Origin of the sequence: Bacteroides propionicigenes, assembly GCF_018390535.1 — a bacterium.
In the GTDB taxonomy this organism is placed as follows: Bacteria; Bacteroidota; Bacteroidia; order Bacteroidales; family Bacteroidaceae; genus Bacteroides; species Bacteroides propionicigenes.
On record NZ_JAHBBW010000009.1, the window covers coordinates 109076 to 133002 of the forward strand.

Here is a 23927-nt window from a genome sequence, read left to right on the forward strand (position 1 = left end):
ACAGAAAAAGACATGGAATTCAAATCATTAAAAAACATCGAGACATCGTTCCGGCAGCTGCGGCTGTTCGGAATGGTATTCCTGGGAGTTTGCGCATTGGTAACGGTTTTCGCCACCTGAAAGGCATACGACTTTGCGGAAGCGCAGCGGCAGAAAATCTATGTGCTGGACAGCGGGAAATCGCTGATGCTGGCCCTCTCGCAGGATGCACAGCAGAACCGCCCGGTAGAGGCGAGGGAGCATATCAGGCGTTTTCACGAACTGTTCTTTACCCTGTCACCGGACAAGAACGCCATTGAAAGCAATGTGCAGCGTGCCCTTTACCTCTCGGATGAAAGCGCCATCGGCTATTACCGGAACTTGCAGGAGAAGGGTTACTTCAACCGGATGATAGCGGGGAATATCTCACAGACCCTGACGGTGGACAGCATCGGGGGGAACTTCGACAGCTATCCGTACGAGATGAGGGCTTATTGCCGCCAGCACATCATCCGTTCGAGCAGCGTTACCGAGAGGTCGCTTGTCACCACCTGCCGGCTGAGGAATGTGACCCGGAGCGACAATAATCCGCAGGGATTTCTGATAGAAGGCTTTACAATCATCGAAAACAGGGACATCGGGCAGTATGAAAGATAACGGGCTGAAAAAGGTCTTCCAGTCGTTCAGAACGGGGAAAGACCGTCATATGGCAAAGCTCCGCAGACGCTGGCAGCGGTTGAGTTACCGGCAGCAAAGGGTCATCATCCTTTACCTGCTCGGACTCTTCGCCGCCATCGACCTTGCCTACATCGTGGGCGGTTTCTGCGGCACAGACAAGTTTCCGATTGAGGTGCGGCATCTCCAAAGGGTGATGCTTCCCCTGCCGGACAGTATCCAACCATTAAAAAACAATGTATCCAATGACACAATCCGATAAGAAAGAAGAAAAAGTAAGGGAGAAGGAGACGCTGAAAGCGGAGCCGGTATCCCCAAAGGAGAAAAAGTTAAGCGGCAAGACCGCCGGAAAATTGAAATTTTATGGAGTGGTGGCATTCCTCTCCCTGCTGTGTGCCGGGTTCATCTGGTTTCTTTTCAAACCGGATGCGGCGGAAACGGTGGAAGGGGCGGCGGGCATCAACACCACCATACCCGATGCCATCGCACCCGAAACGATGGCCGACAAGCAGAAGGCCTACGAACTGGAAGAGATGAAGAAGCGCAGGCGGGAGAAAGTGAGGACCTTGCAGGACGTGGCGGGTGACTGTCTGGCGCCGGACACTTCAAAAGTAAAACCGGAAGCACCGAAAGCGGATGCCATACGGGAGTCCAGGGAACGGCAGCGGCAGATTTCAAGGCAGATCACCTCGTTCTATCAGGAGCCGGAGGAGAGTCCGAAAGTGGCCGAACTGGAACGGCAGGTGAAAGAGCTTAACGAGAGGCTGGAACGTGAACGGAAATCACAGGACCCGCTGGAACTGATGGAGAAGTCGTATGAGATGGCGGCACGCTATTTCCCCGGTCAGGCGGGCGGTCAGGTGAAGAGCATACAGCCTTCGGGGGGACATGCCGGCAATCCTGCCGCGATAGCAGCCGGACGTGCCGCAGAGAATGTGGTATCCTCCCTGACCCCGCCTCCGCTGCCGGATTCAATCCCACGAAATTACGGTTTTGCCACGGTGGTAGGCGGCGGGCTGCTTGCCGGGGCCAATACGATACGTGCCTGCGTTGCCGAGGACCAGATGGTGAGTACCGGCTCATTGTTGAAGTTCAGATTGCTGGAACCTCTGCAAGTGGGCAATGTGCTTGTGCCTGCCGGCACCCCGCTTTTTGGAACGGTACGCATCGGGGGGCAACGGATGGAAGTCAGTGTGAGTTCCATCGAGAGCGGTGGCAATATCCTGCCGGTGGAACTGGCGGCATACGACATGGACGGACAGGCCGGGCTTTTCGTCCCCAACACCGCGGAGCGTACCGCCATGAAGGAAGCCGCAGCCAATATAGGCGGCAGTTTCGGGACAAGCATCTCGTTTGCACGCAGCGCCTCGCAACAACTCGTCATGGACGTGACAAGGGGTGTGCTCGGCGGCGGTTCGCAATACCTCGCCACAAAGATGCGTGAAGTGAAAGTGTCCGTGAAGGCGAATTACCAACTTTTATTAATATCCAAAAAACAGTAATCAGATTATGAAGACAAGAATTGTTTTATCAATAGTCATGCTTTTCTCCCTGCTGGGGGCAAAAGCACAGGAGACGGTGGAAACAAAGATATTTCCCACCAACCAGATTATCGCACCGCACCGGATTGAGGTGACTTTCCAGAAAACCGTGCATATCCTTTTCCCTTCCGAAGTGAAATATGTGGATCTGGGTTCGTTTGACATCATAGCGGACAAGGCGACGGGAGCGGAAAACGTGGTACGCATCAAGGCGGCGGTAAAAGGCTTTGAGGGGGAAACCAACTTCTCCGTCATCACTGCCGACGGCTGTTTCTATTCCTTTAATGTGGTTTACAAGGACGAACCGGCACAACTCTCTATCGAGATGGAGGACTGGCTCCGGGACAATCCCGAAGGCGGCATTGCCGGTGACCGCATGTTCGTGAAGCTGAAGGAACTCGGTGGGGAGACACCGCTGGTGGTGAACCGCATCATGTACACGCTGTACAAGAAGAACAAAAGGGACATCAGGCACATCGGCTGCAAGAAGTACGGCATACAGACACTGCTCAAGGGAATTTATATCAACAACGACCTGCTGTACCTGCATACATCCGTACGCAACAGGTCGGACATATCGTTTGACATCGACTATATCCGTTTTAAAGTCATCGACAAGAAAGTGGCGAAACGTACCGCCATGCAGGAGAACTTCATCGAGCCGGTAAGGACGTATAACCGCCTGACGACGGTGGACGGAAGCTGTTTCAATATAGATGTAATCTGTCCTTTCAGCTGATTGGCATTGATAGGTTTTGCCATATAGGCATCAAAACCGTTCTCCATGACTTTCTGCTCGTCAGATGCATAGGCAAAGGCTGTAACAGCTATAATGGGTACTTGTGTAGATAGCTTGCGTATTTCCCTGGTAGCTTCATAGCCGTTCATAACAGGCATGTTGATGTCCATGAGGATAAGTTGCGGTGCATATGTCTTGAACATTGCAACAGCTTCTTCGCCATTCCAAGCATGGATCAGATTGTAGTCTTTTTTGAGGATTGATTCTATCAGACGGTAATTGCTATCATGATCTTCGGCTATCAGGATAGTGATTTTTTGTTGTTTCATCTTGATAGGCTCTGTTTTTACCTCCTGCTGTCTGATGTGGGTGGAGGGAGTGTAGGGCAGGGTAAACCAGAAGGTGGAGCCTTCTCCCGACTTGGATTGTAGCCCAATATTGCCACCCATATGTTGTACAAGGGTTTGGCAGATAGAAAGTCCAAGCCCTGTACCTTGGGCAAAGTTATTCAGCTTCACGAAGCGGCCGAATACGTCTTTCTGTTTGTCATCGGGAATACCGCAACCGGTATCGGTAACATAGAAATAGAGTGTCTTGCCGCGCTTTTCGTAGCCAAAGCGGATGCTGCCCGTGTCAGTGAATTTGATGGCATTAGTTACCAGATTGATGATGATTTGAGAAATACGGTTACGTTCGGCATAAATATGACAATCGGGCAGGCGGGACTCGAAGATAAGTTCCACATTTTTTTCCGGTGACAGTTTCAGGCGAAGTGCGCTTTCCAATTCTGTCATTACCCGGTTTAGGTCGAAGTCTGTATTGACAAATTCCATTGTGCCGGCTTCAATCTTGGAAAGGTCGAGGATATCGCTAATCAATTGTAATAACAAAGCGTTGTTGTTTTCGATGATACTGACATATTCCTGTTTTTCCTTTTCTTCTTCGGTGGAAGCCAGTATGCCGGAAAATCCGACAATGGCATTGAGTGGAGTGCGTATCTCGTGGCTCATATTGGCAAGGAAAGCCGACTTGAGACGATTAGATTCTTCTGCCCGGTTTTTGGCAGAGATAAGGTCGGTCTCCATTCGTTTTCTTTCGGTGATGATTAAAGAAGAACCTATCAGCGTAAGCGGTTCACCTTTCTCATCGTAACTCTCTATTGCTGCTTGGGCTTCTACCCAGTCTATTTGTTTGCATCCGTTGATGCGGTTGATAACTCGGTATTCTTCTTTGACCTTTGTGGTACGTTTCGCTATCAGATCGGCATATGCTTTTTTTACCTTTGGCAGGTCTTCCTTATGTATTTTGGCAAAGTACATATGATCTGGAACGGAAAGCTGCTCTTCATTGGAACCGATGTTTTCATGGTTTAGCTCAATGGGTTTGTTTACGTCACAAAGTATGGTGTGAGTCTGCAAATTCCATTTCCAAGGTACGATATTGGCTATGTCGAGTGCCATGGATAGTTTATGGTTGATGGAACTTAACTGCATTTGTGCGCGATGCAATTCGGTGCTGTCCAGACAGAAAATATCCATGTGGCGTTCGTCGCTGTAAGCATTTATCACAATGTCGTAGAAAGCGTTATCTTCTTTAGAATAGTAGGAGAAGGTTACAGAACGTTTTTCCTTTAAGGCGATGTTCATGAAATAGAGGAAATGTGTCATGGATTGCGGGAATATTTCACTTCCCAGTTTTCCGATGACTTTGTCGCGCCGGAGGATTTTTTCTTCAAATTGCCTGTTTACATCAATAAAGCGGGTCTCTACGATTTGTCCGTTTTCATCTTTAATTAACTCTTCCAGTTGATAGATAATAGGCATATTATTTATCAGGGTATAGTATTTGGTGGCAGTATCCAACTCATTCTGCTGAAGTTTTTTCATTTTTTTGAGCACGAGCAGGCGGTGGTGTTGGAAAGCTAACATGAGAATAATGATAACACAGATACAGATTATGATGATGTATTCGTATTGTTCCCAAAAGGTGGGTGGCATATTATAAAATACTGTATTTTTAGGGCAGCGTTTGGGGTCGAGGTTAAGTTGCTTCAGTGAGTTGTAATTGAAAGTGGGAACCCCATCGGTGGCATAATAAAAAGGAATGTTGCGTGCGGCTTTTCCGTTCAATATCTCCTGAATGGTAGAAAGCATTTGTTTGATAAAGGCCTTTTCGTCGTAAAAATATCCACCAACGAAACCGGTTGCGTCTTTAATGCCTACTGTTCTGGAAGAGAACAGGGGAATGGAGGAAGTCGCGATGATGCGATGAGAGTTGTTGACCATTATCGTATTGTCCTTGTAGTCTTGTTTCCGAAACCATGAGGTGTACAAGATGCCGGTGGTTTGGGTATTCACTTTGTTGAGAATAGTAAACAAACTGTCGGTAGTGACGTCTTTGGCGGATATGAAATCGTATGACAGTTCCGGATGTTTGTTCCGGATGACTTCCGAAATATCATAATTGTTTTGCTGGCAGATATAAGTTTCGTCCCCGATATACATGAGTTTGTTCATTTTCGGAATCATGTGTTCCATGAGACGGATATTCTCTTCTATATGGTTGCTGGCGTGCATTAGGGTCAGGTTCATGCGTCCTTGCATACTTTTTAGCGGAATGCGCATTTCCGGTGATAAGGCATATCCGTCGGCTACACAGTCCTCCGGACCTGTATAGTCTCGTTCTCCGCATAAAAGCATTGGGATATCCGGCCATTGTTTGTTCAACTCGTCACATAGAATGAAACTGGCACATCCTATGAAGACTATTAAGCTGGGTGATTGGTTGGAAAGTTCTTTGCGTATTTTCTTTTTATAGCTTTTGAAGTCTTTTGTGTCTTGCAAAGTGAGCATCTTCAGGTGTGCGGTATAGGCTCCCATATCACCGTGACGGGACGCTAAATTTACTATCGGGAGAATGAGACTGTTACTCCATGGATTGGCATCGGAGTATGTGTTGACGATTAGAATGTGATTTATTTTTTTGTCTCCTTTGTTGGCGTACGAAGACACGGATTGTGTCAGTAAACAAAGTAAAATAGTTACTGCTTGAATGAATTCTCTCATGTCTTCTTTTATAAGTTCATTTAATGTGAGTTAAAATTAAGCAAAAGTATGTATAATTTGTCGGACGGACAAAGGAAATAGAATAAATAATGGGGGAGAATATAAATAAAGCGAAGTGACGACATAGGTCTCACTCCGCTTCTATAAAAAGGAATTGAAAAGAGTGTTTCACAGGATAGATTAGTTTTCGTCTTTTTTAAAGTCGATAGTTATGTAACGTTCTCCGTCATACAAACTTTTTACACGGATATTGAGTCCGGTTTTGCCAACTATTTGGTCAGCTATCTTGTCCAATTTGAAAGAAACCAGCCCTTGTCCCGGTCTGAGGGGAGCGTCATCATAAGCATTTTGGCGGAACTCTAGTGTGATGTATCCTTCTTTGTCGTTCTTGCCATCGGAACTCTCGTTTACTATCAGGTTTAGCATATGCTTCTTTTCATCATCGCCACTGTGGTATAGTTGGTACTGGATGTTCAAGTAATTGTCGGTAATCCACATATTGGTTATGTTGATTCGGTCGTCACCGATGCTGTCGGCTTTTTCGGCAGGCATAAAGTAGATGTCTTTGGTGAGGATATTTTCTACGTGATTGATTTTCGCATTATAATCGTATCCGTTTACTTTTTCGTCGAGCAAATTGAAGTACACAAAAGCGCGTTGCCCTTCTATCAATGTGTAGTTGTTGATTTGTGCGGTGTCACCGGGAAACATCTTGGTTCCTTCATCGAGTGCAAAGTAATAATCTTTTCCGTCGACGATTCGTACAGTGCCGATAGTGAGTGATGAACGGTTGCTATCATCCCAGTCGTCCAAACAGGATTGCAACGTGGGCATGGCTATGAACAATAGTAGAAATGCGGCTAATGTTGTTCTTAACTTTTTCATAAGTAGAGGTTTTGTTTTATAGATTCTATAATTTAGATTTTGTATTCAGAAAATGCCGAATTTGGATGAATACTGCTTAATGAGATTGTTAAAGAAGATAAAGAATGAATTTCTTATCTGTCGGATGCAGTATTTTTGTGCCCGTTGCATTTATAAGGTAAACACGTGTTGAAAGAGAGAATGGAAGAACAGGTATTGGCAGAACGCTGTAGGCAAGGAGACAATCTTGCCCGCAAAGAACTGTATGAACAATATGCGGGGCGGATGCTCAGCGTATGTTTGCGTTATGCCGGTGACCGGGAGACTGCGCAAGACCTGATGCATGACGGCTTTCTGAAACTATTCGACTCTTTCGATAAGTTCACTTGGCGTGGAGAAGGTTCTTTGCGGGCTTGGATGGAACGTGTGATGGTGAATACGGTATTGCAGTATTTGCGGAAGAATGATGTGATGAACCAGTCCGCTGCCTTGGACGATGTCCCGGAGACGTATGAAGAACCGGATGCTTCGGCAGTGGATACTATTCCTCAAAAGGTATTGATGCAGTTTATCGGTGAACTTCCTGCCGGCTATCGTACCGTATTTAACCTTTTTGTTTTTGAAGATAAATCTCATAAAGAGATAGCCCAACTGCTGGGTATCAATGAAAAGTCATCGGCTTCGCAGTTAGTTCGTGCTAAAGCTGCTTTGGCGGTTAAGGTAAAGGAGTGGATGAGAAAGAACGCATAAATGAAGAAACGTATGGAAGATGAATTGTGGATGCGAAAGATAAAGGAACGGTTGGAGGATTATTCCGAGCCGTTACCCGTTTCGGGTTGGGAACGGCTTGAAAAGGATTTGTCCGCTTCTAAGCCACCGGTAGTTGTGCAACGGCGTATCATTCCTTTCCGTCGCTGGACTGTAGCTGCAGCTGCGGTGCTGTTGGTTGCAGTGTCATCAGTCAGCGTATGGTTACTTCAGAGTCCTATGGGGGAAGAAGTGCGGAGTACGGCTGTGCCGGCTTTAGCGGCTGTTCCGGACAAACTGCCTGAGCAACAAACTCCTGCAATGCAAACGGAAATTACAGAACCTGGCTATCGCGTGCAAAAACAAGTGGCGGCAACAGGTGTGCACCACCGTACTTTACTGGCACAACAATTGCACGTAGCAAGCGAAACCGGACAGAATACAGAAGAGCAACCTTTGACTGCCCGGCAAGAAATGCAGGGAGATGTGCAGGAGCAAACAGTACAGGAAGAGACCGGGGATGTAGCAGTGAAAGATAGCCGTACGGAGAACCGGCAGGTTGAGAGGCGCCGCCCGTCCAGCAAGGATAAATTACAGTTACCGGTTGGAAATACGAAAAAAGAAAAGTCACGTGGTTGGTCGGTGGGATTGGCTGTGGGAAATACGGGCGGACTGATGTCGGGAAATAATATCAGTGAAGGCAGTTTCATACAAAGCGATGCAGACTTCGGTTATTCCGGTGGAAAAGTAGACCTTAGTACAGTAGCTAACGGGATTTTAGCTGTTCCTGAAGGGCAGGAACTTGTCTTCAAGAACGGAATGCCATATTTGTTGAAAAATAAGGATCAGATAGTGGATGTAGACCATAAGCAGCCTTTGTCTTTCGGTTTCTCTGTACGTAAAGGACTTGCAAAAGGATTCTCGGTAGAGACAGGCTTGACATATACGTATCTCGCTTCGGATGTAAAGTTCGCCGGAAGTTCGGAAAAGCTCAGCCAAAAACTACATTATCTGGGCATTCCTCTGCGGGCAAACTGGAACTTTGTGGATAGGAAAGCTTTTGTTATGTATGTTTCTGCCGGTGGTGCTATGGAGAAATGTATCTATGGCAAGATAGGCAGCCAAAGTGAAACAGTGAAACCGTTGCAGTTTTCTGTAATGGGAGCTGTGGGTGCACAATATAATATAAGTAACAGAGTAGGTATCTATGTGGAACCGGGGGTGTCTTACTTCTTTGATGACGGCTCTGATATTCAAACCATAAGAAAGGAAAATCCCTGTAATTTCACTTTGCAGGGCGGGATACGGTTGACATACTGATTAAATTGAGAATTTTTTAATTCTCAATTTACTACTACTGTCGGAAAGTATTCTTTAAAGAGTTTCTCTGCCTGTTCCAACTGTTCCGGAGTGTTCTCTATCACTTCTTTCAGTTGGTAATCCCAACCCATTGCTTCGTATTTATGTACTCCAAGTCGGTGGTAAGGAAGTATTTCTACTCGTTGTATGCTTTGATATTTGCCAAGCTGTTTACCCATACTGCGTATATCCTCCTCGAAATCACTATATCCCGGCACCAAGACATAACGTAACCAGAAAGGGTGGCCTTGTTGTTCCAGCCGGGCGGCGGTGCGTAAGGTTTGTTCGTTGCTGCGTCCGGTCAGGGTGCGGTGGCGTTCGGAATTGAACTCTTTAATGTCGAGCAGTACCAAGTCTGTCAGGCTGAACAGTTCCTCCACTTTTTCATTCCAAATGCCGCCATTGGTATCAAGACAGATATGGATGCCGTTGGCTTTTAAATCCTTAAACAAAGGTACCAATGCCTCAGCCTGTAAGGTAGGTTCTCCGCCGGAGAAAGTAATTCCTCCCTTCTTCCCAAAGAACGCTTTTTGGCTGATTGCCATTTGCAGAATTTCATCGGGTGGAGTGGGGTTACCGCCCTTTACGTCTATGGTATCGGGGTTGGCGCAGTACAGGCAACGGAAAGGGCAGCCTTGAAGGAAAACGACGAGCCGTAATCCCGGGCCGTCGAAAGTGCCCATTGATTCGTATGAATGAACATTAATCATAATCGAAGGTCTATAATTAAAAATGAAGGATGAAGAATTAAAAATGAAGAATCTTGCTACATCCTGCAGATACACCGCATGGCAATTCTTCATTCTTAATTTTTAATTCTTCATTCTTAATTAACGTATTACATACGTTCGTGGAAACTGCGGCTGATAACTTCTAATTGATGTTCGCGGCTCAGTTTCACAAAGTTCACGGCATAACCGGAAACGCGGATAGTGAGTTGTGGGTATTTTTCCGGATGCTCCATGGCATCTTCCAGCATTTCGCGATTCAGTACGTTTACATTCAGATGATGTGCACCTTTGGTGAAGTAGCCGTCCATCATGGTGACCAGATTCTCTACACGCTCTTCGGCAGTAGGGCCTAATGACTTCGGAACGATGGAGAATGTGTTGCTGATACCGTCTTGTGAGTCACGGTAACGCAATTTGGCTACGGAACTCAAAGAGGCGATGGCGCCGTTCTTGTCACGTCCGTGCATTGGGTTGGCTCCCGGGGCGAAGGCAACACCTTTGGCGCGTCCGTCAGGAGTGGCGCCGGTCTTCTTACCGTACATCACGTTAGAAGTGATAGTCAGCAGTGACAGGGTGGGGCGGGCGTTCTTGTATACGGGCAACTTCTTCAACTCTTCGCTGAAATAGTAAACCAAGTCCACGCCGAGGTGGTCTACACGGTCATCATTGTTGCCGAAACAGGGGAAAGCGCCTTCAATGTCGAAACCTTCCGTCAAGCCGATGTCATTGCGGCGTGCTGTTACTTTGGCATATTTAATAGCGGACAGTGAGTCGATGGCAATGGAAAGTCCGGCTACACCATAGGCAAGATTAATGCGCGGGTCAGTATCCACGAATGCCATTTGGGCTTTTTCGTAGTAATACTTGTCGTGCATATAATGGATGATGTTCATTGCTTCATTGTAGACGCGGGCAATTTCCGTCAGTACTTTCTTGTAGTTAGCCATTACTTCTTCGAAGTTCAGCGTGTCGTGGGTCAGTACGGGGATACCTTTTACCATTACTGTTCCGGTGTTTTCGCAACGTCCTCCGTTGATGGCAAGTAACAATGCCTTTGCAAGGTTGGCACGTGCACCGAAGAACTGGATTTGTTTGCCGATGGCTTGGTAGGATACGCAGCAGGCAATACCGTAGTCGTCACAGTTACGCACCTCGCGCATCAGGTTGTCGTTTTCGTATTGGATAGAGCTGGTGTCCACTGATACTTTGGCGCAGAACTCTTTGAAGCCTTCCGGCAGCTCCGGACTCCACAGTACAGTCATGTTAGGTTCGGGAGAGGGACCGAGGTTGTACAATGTTTGCAAGAAACGGAAAGAGGTCTTTGTTACTTTCACACGGCCGTCGTTGAAACGTCCGCCGATAGCTTCGGTAACCCACGTTGGGTCTCCGGCAAAGATATCATTGTAAGACTGCATACGCAGGTGGCGTACCATGCGCAGTTTGATGATGAATTGGTCAATCAATTCCTGTGCAAAAGTTTCATCAATCTTGCCGTGAGCTAAATCGTATTCAATAAAAATATCGAGGAAAGAAGATACATTACCCAGTGACATGGCCGCACCGTCTTGTTCTTTTACAGCGGCAAGGTATGCCATATATACCCACTGTACTGCTTCTTGAGCGGATGTTGCCGGGCGGCTGAGGTCGAGCCCGTAATATTCACCCATCGTCTTGATGTCCTTCAAAGCCTTAATCTGCTCTGATACTTCTTCGCGCAGGCGGATGCGTGCTTCGGTCATAGGACCGGTCAGGTTATGTAAATCTTCCTGCTTGGCTTCGATGAGACGGTCGATGCCGTACAACGCCAGACGGCGGTAGTCACCGATAATACGTCCGCGCGCATAATTGTCGGGAAGTCCGGTAAGGAAGCCCAAAGAACGGAACGAACGGATTTCTTCGGTATATACGTCGAACACACCGTCGTTGTGCGTCTTACGGTAGTGTGTAAAGATGTCTTTTACCCTGTCGTCTACTTCCACACCATTTTCGCGGCATGCTTTTGCCACGACATTGATGCCACCGAAAGGTTTGATGGCGCGTTTCAACAGTTCGTCTGTCTGCAAGCCTACTATAAGTTCATTTTCCTTATCAATATAGCCTGCTTTGTGGGAAGTAATAGTGGATACTGTAGTATAGTCTAATGAGCGAACACCGTTATTGGCTCTTTCTTCTTCCAATGCTTCCAAACACAAGTTCCAGATACGTTTGGTACGTTCCGTAGGTCCTTGCAGGAAAGATGCATCTCCGGTGTAGGGTGCGATGTTTTTACTAACGAAATCACTGACATTGATTTCTTTGTTCCAAAGCCCGTCAATAAAGGTTTTGTTTAATTCCATAATATTCTTTTTTTGAAGGTGATTAGATATGTTATCCCTTAGAGCGCGCAAAATTATGGAAATTTTTCCGTAATTACATAATAAAATGGCTGATTTTTATGTTGAAGAACATAAAATATCCATAAACTAATGTTGTGGATATTAAAATCTATTCGTCCCACAACCGTTTCACTTTCGTCCGACAGCTGTTTAATTATCGTCCGACAACTGTGGGACGATAATTAAACAGCTGTCGGACGATTAGTATTTAGTGACGAAACATTAGGCTCCCTTATACTGTAATTTTAGTTTTTGTGAATATAGAAACTATTTTATTTTGAATTTATTTGTGAATTAAGAAAAAAGTAGTATCTTTGCACCGCTTTAAGAGAAAAGCACTTTTTGAAAAAGAAGTTTTGGAGAGGTGGCAGAGTGGTCGATTGCGGCGGTCTTGAAAACCGTTGTGCTGCGAGGCACCCGGGGTTCGAATCCCTGTCTCTCCGCAACAAACGCTGAAAATCAGCAGATTGCAAAACAAACACCCAGTTTTACACCCAAGAATGTAAAGTCGGTGTTTTTGTTTTATTTAAGATAATACAACCACTACATAATAAAAGAGTAGCGATATTAAAAGAATCCGATGAGAAAAGACTAATATTTATCTATCCATTCAGTTTGATTTTTCAGGACTTTACATCGTCCTGAAAGTATTTGTTATTGTATTCCAACGTCAGGAGTGGATTATAATACAAGTTTTTTGTGTGGATAGAATTTCGTTTTGCTTAATGTACGAAAGTACTTATCTATAAACGCATGAAATATTAGCACAATGAATCATTGGAAATCAACTTTGGCCGTGATAGGAATAGGCCAACTCATATCTATTTTAACAAGTACGATTGTTGGCTTCTCCATTATTTTTTGGATTAGCAACGAATTTAAATCCCCGACAGCTTTATCTCTGGCTATTTTAGCTGGATTTTTACCACAATTTGTATTAGGCTTGTTTGCCGGGGTCTATGTTGACAGATGGAATCGAAAGAAAACGATGTTTTATTCGGACTTGTTCATCGCGTTCTGTACCCTATGTCTTTTTATTGTGATAACCAAGGGTTATAAAGACCTTTCTTTTTTTTATCTATTGACTGCTTGTCGTTCAATAGGCAGTACGTTTCATGCACCTGCTTTACAGGCAAGCATCCCTCTACTGGTTCCCAAGCACCATCTTGTCAGGGTATCAGGTTTGTACCATTCCATTCAATCCTTCAGTGAGGTGATAGCTCCCGTTGTAGGGGCAAGCCTCGTTGTTTGGCTTCCCATACAGTATATTCTGCTCATAGATGTGATCGGAGCTGTTGCTGCTTGTCTGACCTTACTTTGTGTCCAGATTCCTTCTCTTCAAAAAACGAAAGTTCTTCCAGATTTCAAAAAAGAACTGACGGAATGTTGGCATACCTTGCGGCGTACAATGGGCATTTTGCCTTTATTCGTATGCTTTACGCTGGTGACTTTTGTCCTTATGCCTGTTTTTACGTTATTTCCTTTTATGACGCTTCTGCATTTCAACGGAAACATTTTGCAAATGGGAGTTGTGGAAATGGGTTGGGGCTCAGGGGCATTGTTGGGCGGTTTAGTACTTGCCTGTAAGGCTTTGAAAAGCAAGCAAACATTAGTGATGCATACGGCTTATGTGATATTGGGATTGTATCTGATTAGCGCCAGTTATTTACCATCAAGCGCATTTATAGGTTTTGTTTGCCTAACATTTACAGGAGGCATAGCCTATTCCATTTACCATGCGCTTTTCATCGCTATTATTCAGCAGAACTTGGCTTCGGACATGCTTGGACGGACTTTTTCTCTCATCTTTAGTTTGAGTACCTTTCCATCAATGCTGGGTATCGTAGCTTCAGGATATTGGGTGGAAGCATGGGGTATCACATCCGTCTTTATGATCAGCGGATGGGTTATCTTTCTGATTGGAGTGGGTGCAAATTTTATTTCTTCAATCAAGCAGTTGGATAATTACGCATAGTATTATTTATTAAAGAATTATTATATGACAAAGAAAGAACACACTACGATTACAGAGTTATTTCAAGTTTTGGACTTGTTGGAAAGCCTGGACATGCAGTTTTGGTTGGATGGAGGCTGGGGAGTGGATGTCTTGTACGGACAGCAAACCCGCTTGCATAGAGATATTGACATTGATTTTGATGCCAATTATACAGACCAACTCCTTGATCTTTTGCAGGAGAGAGGATATCAAATTGAAACAAATTGGTTGCCCACCCGTGTGGAACTGTATAGCAAAGAATTAGGCTATATTGATATCCATCCTTTTGTCTTGAATGCGGACGGCACTTCCAAACAAGCCGACTTGGATGGAGGCTGGTATGAATTTCAACCGGACTATTTTGGAACAGCAGTCTTTGAAGGCAGAAGCATCCCTTGCATTTCTGCAAAAGGGCAACAAGTATTCCATTCGGGCTACGATTTAAGAGAGAAGGATATTCACGATTTATCTATAATTAAACAATGTATAACAACAATGAGCCTAACAATTAGATAAGAACAAGAAAATGACAGAAAAACAAATTGTCTGGTATATCTTACTTACAGAAGTAAAGATAGACAGTGACACCCAGTCTGTCACATCCCTGAGTGTAGCTCCATTGGCAGTCTTGCCGGAATTCCAGCGTAAGGGAATTGGGGGGGGATGTTGATTCAGTAAGCCCATCAGAGGGCAGCACTTTTGGGTTACGGCACAGCAGTCGTATTGGGGCATAAAGAGTATTATCCTCGATTTGGCTATCGCAAGGCTATCGATTTAGGAATTGAATTTCCTTTCGAAGTCTCTCATGAATATTGCATGGTGGCTGAATTAATACCTGGAGCTACTGAGAATGTGAAAGGTATGGTTTGTTATCCAACTGACTTTAAATAGTTTAACAAGTAAAATTCATTATATAACTCGGACTGGGTATTTCAATTTCCCAGTCCGTATTCTGATAGTACTTATTCAATTGGAAGATTGTGTTGCTTCAAGAATGAAAGTTTATCCCAATACCCTCTTTGAAAGACGATTTTGTTATCTTTTACATGAAAAAATCCGCATCCACGAAGTCCAAGAGAGTCTTTCCATTCCATGATAGCCCATTCGCCATCTTCAAAAATATTTTCCACCATACAAACCATTTTAGCAGTGGCAAATTCATTCACAAACATTTTGTAGATTGATTCTTTACCTATTATTGGTTCGTTTGCGACTTGATGATTTACTGCATTAGTAGCATACAGCTCTGCTATATGATAAGCATCTGCTTTGTTAAAGCAATCTATCCATTTTTCCAAAACTTCTTTAGGCTTCATTTTTTATAAATTCTTAGGATTTTGATTCTGTAATAAAAACAATCTGTTTGGATGCATAGATACTTGATTTTATTAATAATAGGCTATTCTATATTCTAAATCCTCTGGATTTTTGCTCTCTCTGCACCGAGTTACGTAGATTCTGCTGTAACTTTTCCCATTGTTCCTTAAACCATTGTACTATGGGTTGTCGGTTTATGGTCAGCATAAGCTTACCACTATCCATCGGATGTTTCTCAACCCTAAAAATATCATTCTTGATGTCAAATTTCCACCTGTGTTCTTCGGAATAAATTTTGCCACTACATTGTATGGATTCTTTCTTTGTCAAGAGGTTTTCTATCATGTCTTTGGTAAACCCGATAACAGCGCATAATTTTTCCATTCTCAACATCTCTTTGAACATGGGAAACCATTTGTGGGCTTTTTCAAGCAAGGTGCTCAATCGTGATATTTCCTTGTCTTTGGCTTCAAGTTCTTGATTATGTATTCTTTGAAGATTACGAATTTGTCTGCTATGCTGTTCCTGTATTTGTTGTATCTGAATTTTTAATTCATCAGTAGCTTTGTCCCGTTTGGTAATTTCCTGATGTAGCTGCTCGATGTGATGTTCCAGTTCTTTCAGCTTACCGCTTCCGAAAAGAGAACCTACACCGCTTGCTATGGCGGTAGCAGCATTGGTGGCTGTTTTCTTTAGTTTGTCCGTGCGTATCTCTGCTTTTACCTGTTTGAGTTCCTGTTCGGCAAGGCTTACTTGTTGTTCCTTGTGTCGCTTGGTTTCCTCTATACGTTGCAGTTCGGCTTTCTGCTTCTCAATGATGAAATCATTTCGTTCCAGATGCTCTTTACCTGTGACAGCTTTTGCCTGTCCACGTTCCATCAGGAGAATATCGGAAGCAAGGGTCTGCATGGTTGCCATATCCTCGTCATTGAGCTTTCGGCTCTTTCCAGTTTCATGGTTCATCCAGTCGAATACGACATGAGCATGATAATTTGGTTTGAACCATCTGTTACCGACTTGGAAGCTCTCCTTGTCTTCTGCTTCCGGCTGACCGTTCAGCCAATGCCCTTCGTCTTTATGCAGGAAAATCTGTAGCGGAGTGATGCCCCAGCGTCTTTGGCACTCTTCACCGAATTTGCGTACATCAGCCAGTGTGGTGTCCGGTCTGATAAGCAATACTCCTTCACGGATGGGTGAGCATCCCGCCACCTTGATAATCTTTCCATTCTTTCCCTTGCGTTCCCTTTCCTTTTCCTGCATGGCACGTCCGGTCTTTTCCTTGACCATTTGCTTGATATTGTCATAATGAGTTCGCAGTTCGGGAGTGCCGAAGTCGGGATTTATCCACTGTTCGTTATCGGTGGAAAGTTCGGGAACGACATAGATTCTGGACTCCCCGATATTACGCATATACTCGGCAGTCCTTCGGTTGTGTGCCTCGCTCGATGCGATGTTGCAAGGCTTGATATGTATGCTTGATTTTGTTGCCATAGCTTCTTTCCTTTGTTTACAATTGATTTACTTTGCTCGCTTTCGCAGAGGGGTTCTTAGGGGTAACCCATAAGCGGAGATTGCAAAGAGAGGGTCACTCTTTGCTCGGGGTTCTCAGGGGTGAAACGCCCTGAGTGGGTCATTAGGGCAAAGCCCTAATCCCCTCGGGAGAGCCCACAACTACGAAAGCGAAGCGTGTAGTTATAGTGGGCTATAACCGGAAGCCTTTCGGTTTCTTGGATAGCGTATCATTCCTCTTTTCGACAGATTGCGCTTGCTCTTTCCTATCGGCTATTCGTTTCTGTAAATATTCGTTCAGATCTTTACATCCACTGTAGATTTGCGAGGCGTCACGTATATACCGGGTAGCATCATACTCCTTTCGGATTTGCTGTATTGCTTCCATTCCTGCACGGTCATTGTCAAAGAAACAGTGGATGCGCTCATAGCTTCCCAACGGATAGAGTGCCTTGGGAACATTGGCTACGGAATTAAGAACTATGTAATCCTGTCTGTCGAAGTCGGGTGATTGCGGACAGCTTTCCAGCCTTAAAGTAAGAAAGGAAAGGTAATCCATAAATCCCTCAAAAACGTAACATGTACTCCTTGGTTTTCCTGACTGTCTGATATGGGATATTTCTTTTGGTGCGATACATCCCTTGAAATATCGGTTGCGAATTTCATATCCGCCTGATATGTTCGGAAAGGCAATGGCGAAATACCGTTTGCCGTTGTGGGTGAAACGGGCTTCCTTACATTCTCTTTTCGCCAGTGCCGTGTTTATCCCTCTTTCCTGTAGGTAGGCAAGCAGGGCAGGAGAAGCCAGCAGCACAATGTCCAATTGCTGAAAACTCGGTTCGGAAAATGATTGCTTGCCAAAAGAGAAAGACACGGGACGTATGTGTGGTATCTGTTCTTCGATTTTCTGTAGAAGATAAGGCACATAGTCGGAACAGTAGAGTTCCTGTGCCAGTGCGATGATATTTCCACCTTTGCCGATTGCGAAATCATACCATTGGTTGCGCTCGGTATTTACTTTGAACGAGGGTTCTGTCTCTTCCCGTAACGGGGATTTGTACCATAGGTTAATACCTTGCTGCTTGACGGGAGAATATCCCAAACTGTACAGAAAATCCGCTATCCTGATTTGTTTTGCTGTCTGTATATCCATAATAAGATGAGTGTTTGAATAATGGTTGGAATATTTATTTCTCTTTTCGCCCGTACTTTTTTATGAAGTACGGTCTGTATAATCACTTCACTTTATCTTCGTATATATAGGATACGGTAATAAAGTGAAGCGCTTTTCTATTCCCTACAACCGCTTCGCTTTATTCTTAATATATAGACCTGCCGAATAAAGTGAAGTGATTACAGGTTATACGGTCTAATAGTGAAAGTCCGGCTTGAACGTGTATTTCCTGCCGTTCTCCTGTACTATCATCCGTTTGTTCCGGAGCATGGTGATAAGTGATACCGCTTTTTGATGGTTCAGTTTTACACCTACCGACATATATGACTTGATTAAGGAGGTTTCCAGATCCTTGTAGCCGTATTCCTCTTTCAGTCCGAAAGCCGCTTCCAGTGCTATGCGGTGCTGCTGTTCGCTAATATGTCTGTAAGGGTCAAACTTTTCCTCTTCCGGTCTTCCGGGTTTCTTCGCTTCGGGTCTGTACCCCTCTATGAGTTCAGGCAATGCATTGTCGTTGATACGGAAAGCGAAAGGCTCGAAATCCATTGCACGGATGTGCATGGCTGAAACATTGCTTATATCCCCGTTGCTCTTGTCCTTTTCCACCAGCAGAACGGTTTCCGCCTTGTTGTTCAGCTCCGTACCGATATGCCCTCTTGCGTTTTCATCGCCTTTGTTCTGGTGGAGTATCGTATGGATGTGTATCTGCCTGTCATCCGTCCACTGCATCAGTTTGGATATAATGCGTGTCGATTCTCCCGGACTGTTGATGTCATATACCATATCACGGATGCCGTCTATGATTACAAGCCCTATGTCCGGTGTATTATAGATAGCCTGTTCGACAATCCTGATACGCTGTTCGGGCGTGTATTTCCTCAAAGCGAGAAACTCCAGATGTTCATTGTCCCTGTCATCAGGAAGACCAGCAAGCCGTAAAATACGTTTCATGACTTTCAGACAGTGATAATGGCTTTGTTCCGTGTCCACATAAAGAATCTTCCTTTTTTCTTCCGGTAGTTCCGCAACATACCGCAGTACCGTACCGTTTTTCAATGCGGCGGCTACGATAGCCGATACATTGAAAGTCTTTTTACTCTTGGCTTTGCCGATGGATGCACTGAAATTGCCCAGTGTACCAATGACCGAACCTTGCACTTTTAGAATCTCAGGTGCTTTTTCGTAGATTTTCGACAGACTCAGGCGTGAAGCTTGCCAAAGGATTATTGCCTGTTCTGCCGAAATCTCCTTTATTTCTTTCATATAGTCCATAAGCATACCTCCCATTATTTCCGTCCTCCTGTTTTCTTCCCGGCAAGCTCAAGAGCCAATTCCGCATCTACGATAATCTTGCGCCCTATCTGGGTAATCGCCTTGTCTATCTTACCGCTTTTCTTTATGCGGTTGGCAGTGGGCAGACTGCACCCGAACAGTTTGGCTATACCGAGTATTCCGTACACATACTTCTTTTCCGTGTCTGTAACGGGTTGCGGCAATGCTTCGGCCTGACCTGAAGCGTGCTTACTCAGGAATATGAATTCTTCGCCTGTCATCTGCCAGACGGGTTTTGATAATAATTCTTGGATATTTGTCATCGTCCAATCTATTTAGTCGTTAAACAATCAGCCCTGCGCACTGGCTGTTATTTCTGTTCTCGAACGATGCAAAATTAGGTAGGGTTATGAGTGGTAAGGATGGGGACGGTACAAACTGAATATCATTGTATCTTATTGAATATCAGAAAATAAAAATACCACTCAAAAATTATTTTGAGTGGTAAAAGTGGAACTTTCGTAAAGTATCAGGATATATTACGGATTATCTGAATATATGTTCCATTTCCTTGGCGAAATTTTGGTTGCTGTCACTGGGGAAATCTGAAACAGGCTCCTTGTACTTGGATTTGTAGTAGCTGTCGTCAATATCCAGCAGTTTCAGTATTCTGTCTTTCCATTTGTCCCTGTCCTGTTTGGAGAGTTTCTCGCTCATCAGGAATATCAGATAGCATACACGTATTTTCTCTCTCGGTTTTATTTTCAGCTTACAGTTGCAGGGGTGAAGATTCATATTGGCATAGAAATCCAGTGCGGAAATTTCTTCGAACTGTTCTCCTATGCACACCTCATGAATGAGCGAAAGTAATTTCATGCTGAAATATTCCTGTTGTTCTTCTGTCGTTTCCTGCTGACTGATTGGCTCGCTTGATTTATTCTCTTGCTTTCCGTCAGGAATGTATTTCTTCAATATATCCAGAAAAAGGCAGCTTTGACGGTATATGTCCGCACAACAGTTCTTCATGTATTGGAATGCCTCTGTTCTTGCAGCCTTTTGCTGATCATAGAGTTTGTTCAGTTTGGCTTTTTCCCTGTCATATTCAGCCTTGCAGCGTTCATATTCTTTCTCTGCCTGTTTTTCCTCTTCGGCTGTATGCTCCCTGTAACCAATGGAATCATACCTGTTGTTGGCTTCATTCAGCGGCTTGCTCAGACTTCTTGTAACATCCAGCTGGGCTTCAATTTCCTGAGAATACCTTTCCATGTGCTGATAGCAAGCACGTTCTATGGCTCTGTCACTTAACGGGCGTATCTCATAAGCCTGTATGCTCTTTTCTATTTCAGTTTTCAGGCTGTTGAGTATCAAGGTGTATTGCTCTTTTTGCTTGTCAAGCACCAGTTCAAGGATAGCGGCTTCAAAGGATTTCATGTCATTATACTCCTGATAGAAATCCGATATGAATTTCTGCCTGTCAAAAGAAAAAGCGTAATTATCTATATAGTCTCTGTATATTCTGTTGAGTTCTCCATATTGGGGAATCATCGTCTGTATCTTTCCTGCCATATACTTTATATTATGGGTTCTTGTCCTTGTCAAGGAATAAGGTCAGTTCTTCTTCCACTTCTTCTATACTCGGTAGGGCAGATTTCAGATTTTCGGGTACTGCCTTGCTCAATTGATAGTCGCTGATACCTATCGGCTGGTCATATCCAGCCAAGGCATATTGTGCCACGACCTCATCCTTACCCCTGCACAGCAAAAGACCGATGGTCTTGTTATCATTTTCTCCCCTCAGTTTATCATCTACAACATTGATATAGAAATTTAACTGCCCTGCATATTCCGGTTTGAATGGCGTTGCTTTCAATTCCACGACAACATAGGCATGGAGCTTGATATTATATAGGATCAGGTCGGCGAAAAAGTCACTGTCCCCAATCTGGAAATGTTTTTGTCTGGCAACAAAAGCAAAGCCGTTACCCATTTCCAGCAAGTAACGGGTTACATGCTTTACCAACTGTTCTTCTATATCCCTTTCGTCAGCCTTTTCCTTTGCTCCTGCCAAGTCAAAGATATACGGGTCTTTTAACAGATAATTGGCAAGATCGCTTTGAGGTGCCGGAAGTGTGGCAGTGAAGTTGTTTACCTTGTTACTCTTGATTTGTCTGTCATACAGATTACTTTCAATCTGCATTTTCAGCACATTACTGCTCCAACCCATTTCTACAGATTGTTTCATATACCAATACCTTACGCCCAATGGTGGCGGATTATTGAGTATGACCATATGGCTTGCCCAATTTATTCTTGCAATCGGTGACGCCAAGAATAAATCTTCTATATCCTCTATTTTTATTTTATAGATGGTTGCTACTGTTTTTGCTACATTCTGAAATTGCGCAGGAACCTCCTGCGTAATTTCTAAAGATTGATTATCAGCTGATTGTATTTGCGCAGTAAGCTCCTGCGTAAATTGTCCGCTATTGAGCTTAAGGACTTCATTAGTAATGTTTTGAATATTTGGGACCGACAGTATTGAATCTGCTTCAATAAAACTACGAAGTACATTTAACGGATATAAACGGGCAAACTGGCACATATAAGTAAGATTACGTTCCGAATATCCCTTCTTTTCAGGATAATTGAATCTGATTGCCTGTGCCAATTTTTTGATAATTTTACCACCCCACCCATGTAGGTGTTGGTGGTACAGTATATAATTCCCCATTTTCCAGTAATGGAACAACATCTGGGCATTGGCTGCGGTAATGAGTCGGACTTGTGCCTGTTCTATTTCCGAACCGACAGCATGGACAAAGGCATCAAAATGACCTTTCTTTATATTATGTTCGTTGTTATTTTCCATATCACTAACTATTACTTAACAAAGATAACTCTAATAATGGATAATCTGTGAAACTGACTGATACTTTTAGAGTTGGTTAAACTTGTTCATTGCATTGGCCTTAATATCGTCTGCTATGTCAATGTAAGGCTTCATGGCTTTATAATCACTGTGCCCTGTCCATTTCATTACAACCTGTGCAGGAATACCGAGAGCCAGTGCATTACAGATGAATGTCCTTCTTCCTGCATGTGTGCTGAGTAATGCGTATTTCGGTGTAACTTCATCTATACGTTCATTTCCTTTGTAGTAGGTTTCACGTATAGGTTCGTTAATTTCTGCCAGTTCTCCCAGTTCTTTCAGATAATCATTCATTTTCTGATTGCTGATAACAGGCAATGCCATGTGGTTTTCAAAATGGATGTCCTTGTATTTTTCAAGTATGGCTTTACTGTACTTGTTCAGTTCAATACTCAGACTATCTGCCGTTTTAACGGTGGTGACTTCTATATGGTCGGACTTGACATCACTTCTCTTTAGGTTACGAACATCTGAATAACGCAGACTGGTAAAGCAACAGAACAGGAAAACATCCCGGACACGTTCCAGATACTGTTTGTCTTTGGGTATCTGATAGTCTTTTAGTCTGTTCAACTCTTCCCATGTCAGGAAGATTACCTTCTTGGGGGTGGTTTTCAATTTCGGTTTGAACGTATCGTATGCTATATTCTGGTGATAGTCTTTCTTGAAGCTCCATCGCAGGAACCATTTGAGGAATCCCATTTGTTTACCGATGGTACTGTTTCTCATGTCTTTTTTGTCACGCAGGAAATTGATATACTCGTTCAATCCGAACTCATCGAAATATTCAAAGGTCACATCTTCCTTGAACTCCTTGAGGTGATTTTTAACGGCTGCAAACTTTTCGTATGTGGATTCAGTCCAGTTATTCTGATTGCCGCATTCTTTTACAAATTCATCGAACACCTCCCAAAAACTTATCTGTGCTTCTTCCTGCTGTTCTTCGTTGGCATTCTTCATCCGCAGGTTGAATGCATCCTTTAGTTGTTGGGTAGTTGGCATGGTTTCCTGTACCTCAAACTCCTTGAACACATTTTGAATTTCGGCATAGTATTTCAGCAGATCGGCATTGATTTCAGATGCACTTTGCTTTAATTTGTTGGTACACCCGTTCTTTACTCGCTGCTTGTCGGAATCCCATTTGGCTACATCGATGCGGTAACCCGTTGTAAACTCAATGCGCTGGCTTGCGTATATGACGCGCATACGGATGGGGACATTCTCCACAATTGGCACACCGTTCTTTTTCCGGCTTTCCAATGCAAAAATGATGTTTCGTTTGATATTCATAATTGGGTGCGTTTGAAATTCTACACCCAAATATACACCCAATATTTGGAATAGCAAAAGATATTCAGAAAGATTTAGATTTACTATGTATTCCAAATTGTGTGTGATTATCAGTAATTTGCAATTTTATGATATTTCTTGAATGTATAGGTTCGAGAGCCTGTCTCTCCGCAAAAAAGCTGAAAATCAGTGTTTTGCAAAATAAACGCCCAATTTTACATACCAAGAATGTAAAATTGGGCGTTTTTATTATTTTCAATAATCTTATCGATACTACACGAGTATTTGATAAATTCTTGATTTCCGGGCGACACAATCTATCAGTGTCTTTTCAAGATTGTATCCCCGATAATCTTTGCATCATC

At 43.9% G+C, this 23927-nt stretch carries 19 protein-coding genes, 1 tRNA gene and 2 pseudogenes; 10 read left to right on the top strand and 12 right to left on the bottom strand.

Annotation, left to right across the window (positions count from 1 at the left end):
- The first annotated feature begins 12 nt into the window (after nucleotides 1-12).
- From traK to traN, 4 genes and pseudogenes are all read left to right on the top strand, one after another.
- Nucleotides 13-636 (top strand): annotated as a pseudogene (traK, locus tag KG118_RS12025) (conjugative transposon protein TraK).
- Nucleotides 626-916, top strand: a complete 291-nt coding sequence (locus tag KG118_RS12030) for a hypothetical protein (RefSeq protein WP_213388513.1) — start codon at nucleotides 626-628, stop codon at nucleotides 914-916. Before traK ends, KG118_RS12030 begins: the two are co-directional and overlap by 11 nt.
- Entirely contained in the window at nucleotides 900-2156 is a 1257-nt protein-coding gene (gene traM / locus KG118_RS12035) for a conjugative transposon protein TraM (protein ID WP_213388515.1), read from the top strand. The genes KG118_RS12030 and traM overlap by 17 nt, the downstream gene beginning before the upstream one ends.
- A 7-nt stretch (nucleotides 2157-2163) precedes the next feature.
- Nucleotides 2164-2895: pseudogene (gene traN / locus KG118_RS12040) on the top strand (conjugative transposon protein TraN); the annotation flags it as partial.
- Here the strand turns inward: traN and KG118_RS12045 are convergent.
- Both KG118_RS12045 and KG118_RS12050 read right to left on the bottom strand, forming a co-directional pair.
- The gene (locus KG118_RS12045; RefSeq protein WP_213388516.1) at nucleotides 2787-5999 is read right to left on the bottom strand and encodes an ATP-binding protein; all 3213 of its coding nucleotides are present in this window, start codon (nucleotides 5997-5999) and stop codon (nucleotides 2787-2789) included. The pseudogene traN and the gene KG118_RS12045 sit on opposite strands and share 109 nt — an antisense overlap.
- 180 nt (nucleotides 6000-6179) lie before the next feature.
- Entirely contained in the window at nucleotides 6180-6884 is a 705-nt protein-coding gene (locus KG118_RS12050; RefSeq protein ID WP_213388517.1) for a NigD1/NigD2 family lipoprotein, read from the bottom strand.
- Between the two features lie 180 nt (nucleotides 6885-7064).
- On the opposite strand from KG118_RS12050, the gene KG118_RS12055 reads away from it, so the two are divergent.
- Complete coding sequence (locus KG118_RS12055; RefSeq protein WP_117712826.1) at nucleotides 7065-7613, top strand: RNA polymerase sigma factor; 549 nt, start codon at nucleotides 7065-7067, stop codon at nucleotides 7611-7613.
- On the top strand, nucleotides 7614-8930 hold the full coding sequence (locus KG118_RS12060; RefSeq protein ID WP_213388519.1) for an outer membrane beta-barrel protein: 1317 nt from the start codon (nucleotides 7614-7616) through the stop codon (nucleotides 8928-8930). It begins immediately after the preceding gene.
- 23 nt (nucleotides 8931-8953) lie between these two features.
- Here the strand turns inward: KG118_RS12060 and pflA are convergent, their stop codons facing one another.
- Together pflA and pflB are read right to left on the bottom strand one after the other, a co-directional pair.
- Entirely contained in the window at nucleotides 8954-9679 is a 726-nt protein-coding gene (gene pflA / locus KG118_RS12065) for a pyruvate formate-lyase-activating protein (protein WP_118323229.1), read from the bottom strand.
- Between the two features lie 128 nt (nucleotides 9680-9807).
- The gene (gene pflB, locus KG118_RS12070; RefSeq protein ID WP_118323230.1) at nucleotides 9808-12036 is read right to left on the bottom strand and encodes a formate C-acetyltransferase; all 2229 of its coding nucleotides are present in this window, start codon (nucleotides 12034-12036) and stop codon (nucleotides 9808-9810) included.
- A gap of 397 nt (nucleotides 12037-12433) precedes the next feature.
- Between pflB and KG118_RS12075 the strand changes: the two genes are divergently transcribed.
- From KG118_RS12075 to KG118_RS12090, 4 genes are all read left to right on the top strand, one after another.
- Nucleotides 12434-12518 (top strand) — tRNA-Ser (locus KG118_RS12075).
- Between the two features lie 326 nt (nucleotides 12519-12844).
- Nucleotides 12845-14050 carry a macrolide efflux MFS transporter Mef(En2) gene (gene mef(En2) / locus KG118_RS12080; RefSeq protein ID WP_005786079.1) on the top strand — a complete coding sequence of 402 codons (1206 nt, stop codon included), beginning with the start codon at nucleotides 12845-12847 and terminating at the stop codon, nucleotides 14048-14050.
- 24 nt (nucleotides 14051-14074) lie between these two features.
- Nucleotides 14075-14587: a lincosamide nucleotidyltransferase Lnu(AN2) gene (gene lnu(AN2), locus KG118_RS12085; RefSeq protein ID WP_004308783.1), complete on the top strand. Its 513-nt coding sequence runs from the start codon at nucleotides 14075-14077 to the stop codon at nucleotides 14585-14587.
- Between the two features lie 10 nt (nucleotides 14588-14597).
- The gene (locus tag KG118_RS12090; protein WP_004308782.1) at nucleotides 14598-14741 is read left to right on the top strand and encodes a hypothetical protein; all 144 of its coding nucleotides are present in this window, start codon (nucleotides 14598-14600) and stop codon (nucleotides 14739-14741) included.
- Nucleotides 14742-15033: 292 nt separating this feature from the next.
- On the opposite strand, the gene KG118_RS12095 is transcribed toward KG118_RS12090, so the two are convergent.
- From KG118_RS12095 to KG118_RS12130, 8 genes are all read right to left on the bottom strand, one after another.
- Nucleotides 15034-15387, bottom strand: coding sequence for a nuclear transport factor 2 family protein (locus tag KG118_RS12095; protein ID WP_004308780.1), 354 nt, complete (start codon nucleotides 15385-15387; stop codon nucleotides 15034-15036).
- An 88-nt stretch (nucleotides 15388-15475) separates the two neighbouring features.
- Complete coding sequence (locus KG118_RS12100; RefSeq protein WP_004308779.1) at nucleotides 15476-16879, bottom strand: hypothetical protein; 1404 nt, start codon at nucleotides 16877-16879, stop codon at nucleotides 15476-15478.
- Nucleotides 16880-17090: 211 nt separating this feature from the next.
- On the bottom strand, nucleotides 17091-18050 hold the full coding sequence (locus KG118_RS12105; protein WP_007842328.1) for a toprim domain-containing protein: 960 nt from the start codon (nucleotides 18048-18050) through the stop codon (nucleotides 17091-17093).
- A gap of 216 nt (nucleotides 18051-18266) precedes the next feature.
- Nucleotides 18267-19343 carry an AAA family ATPase gene (locus tag KG118_RS12110; protein WP_007852816.1) on the bottom strand — a complete coding sequence of 359 codons (1077 nt, stop codon included), beginning with the start codon at nucleotides 19341-19343 and terminating at the stop codon, nucleotides 18267-18269.
- 14 nt (nucleotides 19344-19357) lie between these two features.
- The gene (locus KG118_RS12115; RefSeq protein ID WP_007842330.1) at nucleotides 19358-19666 is read right to left on the bottom strand and encodes a DUF3853 family protein; all 309 of its coding nucleotides are present in this window, start codon (nucleotides 19664-19666) and stop codon (nucleotides 19358-19360) included.
- Nucleotides 19667-19889: 223 nt separating this feature from the next.
- Nucleotides 19890-20909, bottom strand: coding sequence for a hypothetical protein (locus tag KG118_RS12120; protein ID WP_007842331.1), 1020 nt, complete (start codon nucleotides 20907-20909; stop codon nucleotides 19890-19892).
- A gap of 10 nt (nucleotides 20910-20919) precedes the next feature.
- A complete protein-coding gene (locus tag KG118_RS12125) occupies nucleotides 20920-22212 on the bottom strand; it encodes a PDDEXK nuclease domain-containing protein (protein WP_213388525.1) in 1293 nt (430 codons plus the stop codon).
- A gap of 66 nt (nucleotides 22213-22278) precedes the next feature.
- Complete coding sequence (locus KG118_RS12130) at nucleotides 22279-23562, bottom strand: site-specific integrase (RefSeq protein WP_021992115.1); 1284 nt, start codon at nucleotides 23560-23562, stop codon at nucleotides 22279-22281.
- Nucleotides 23563-23927: the final 365 nt, after the last annotated feature.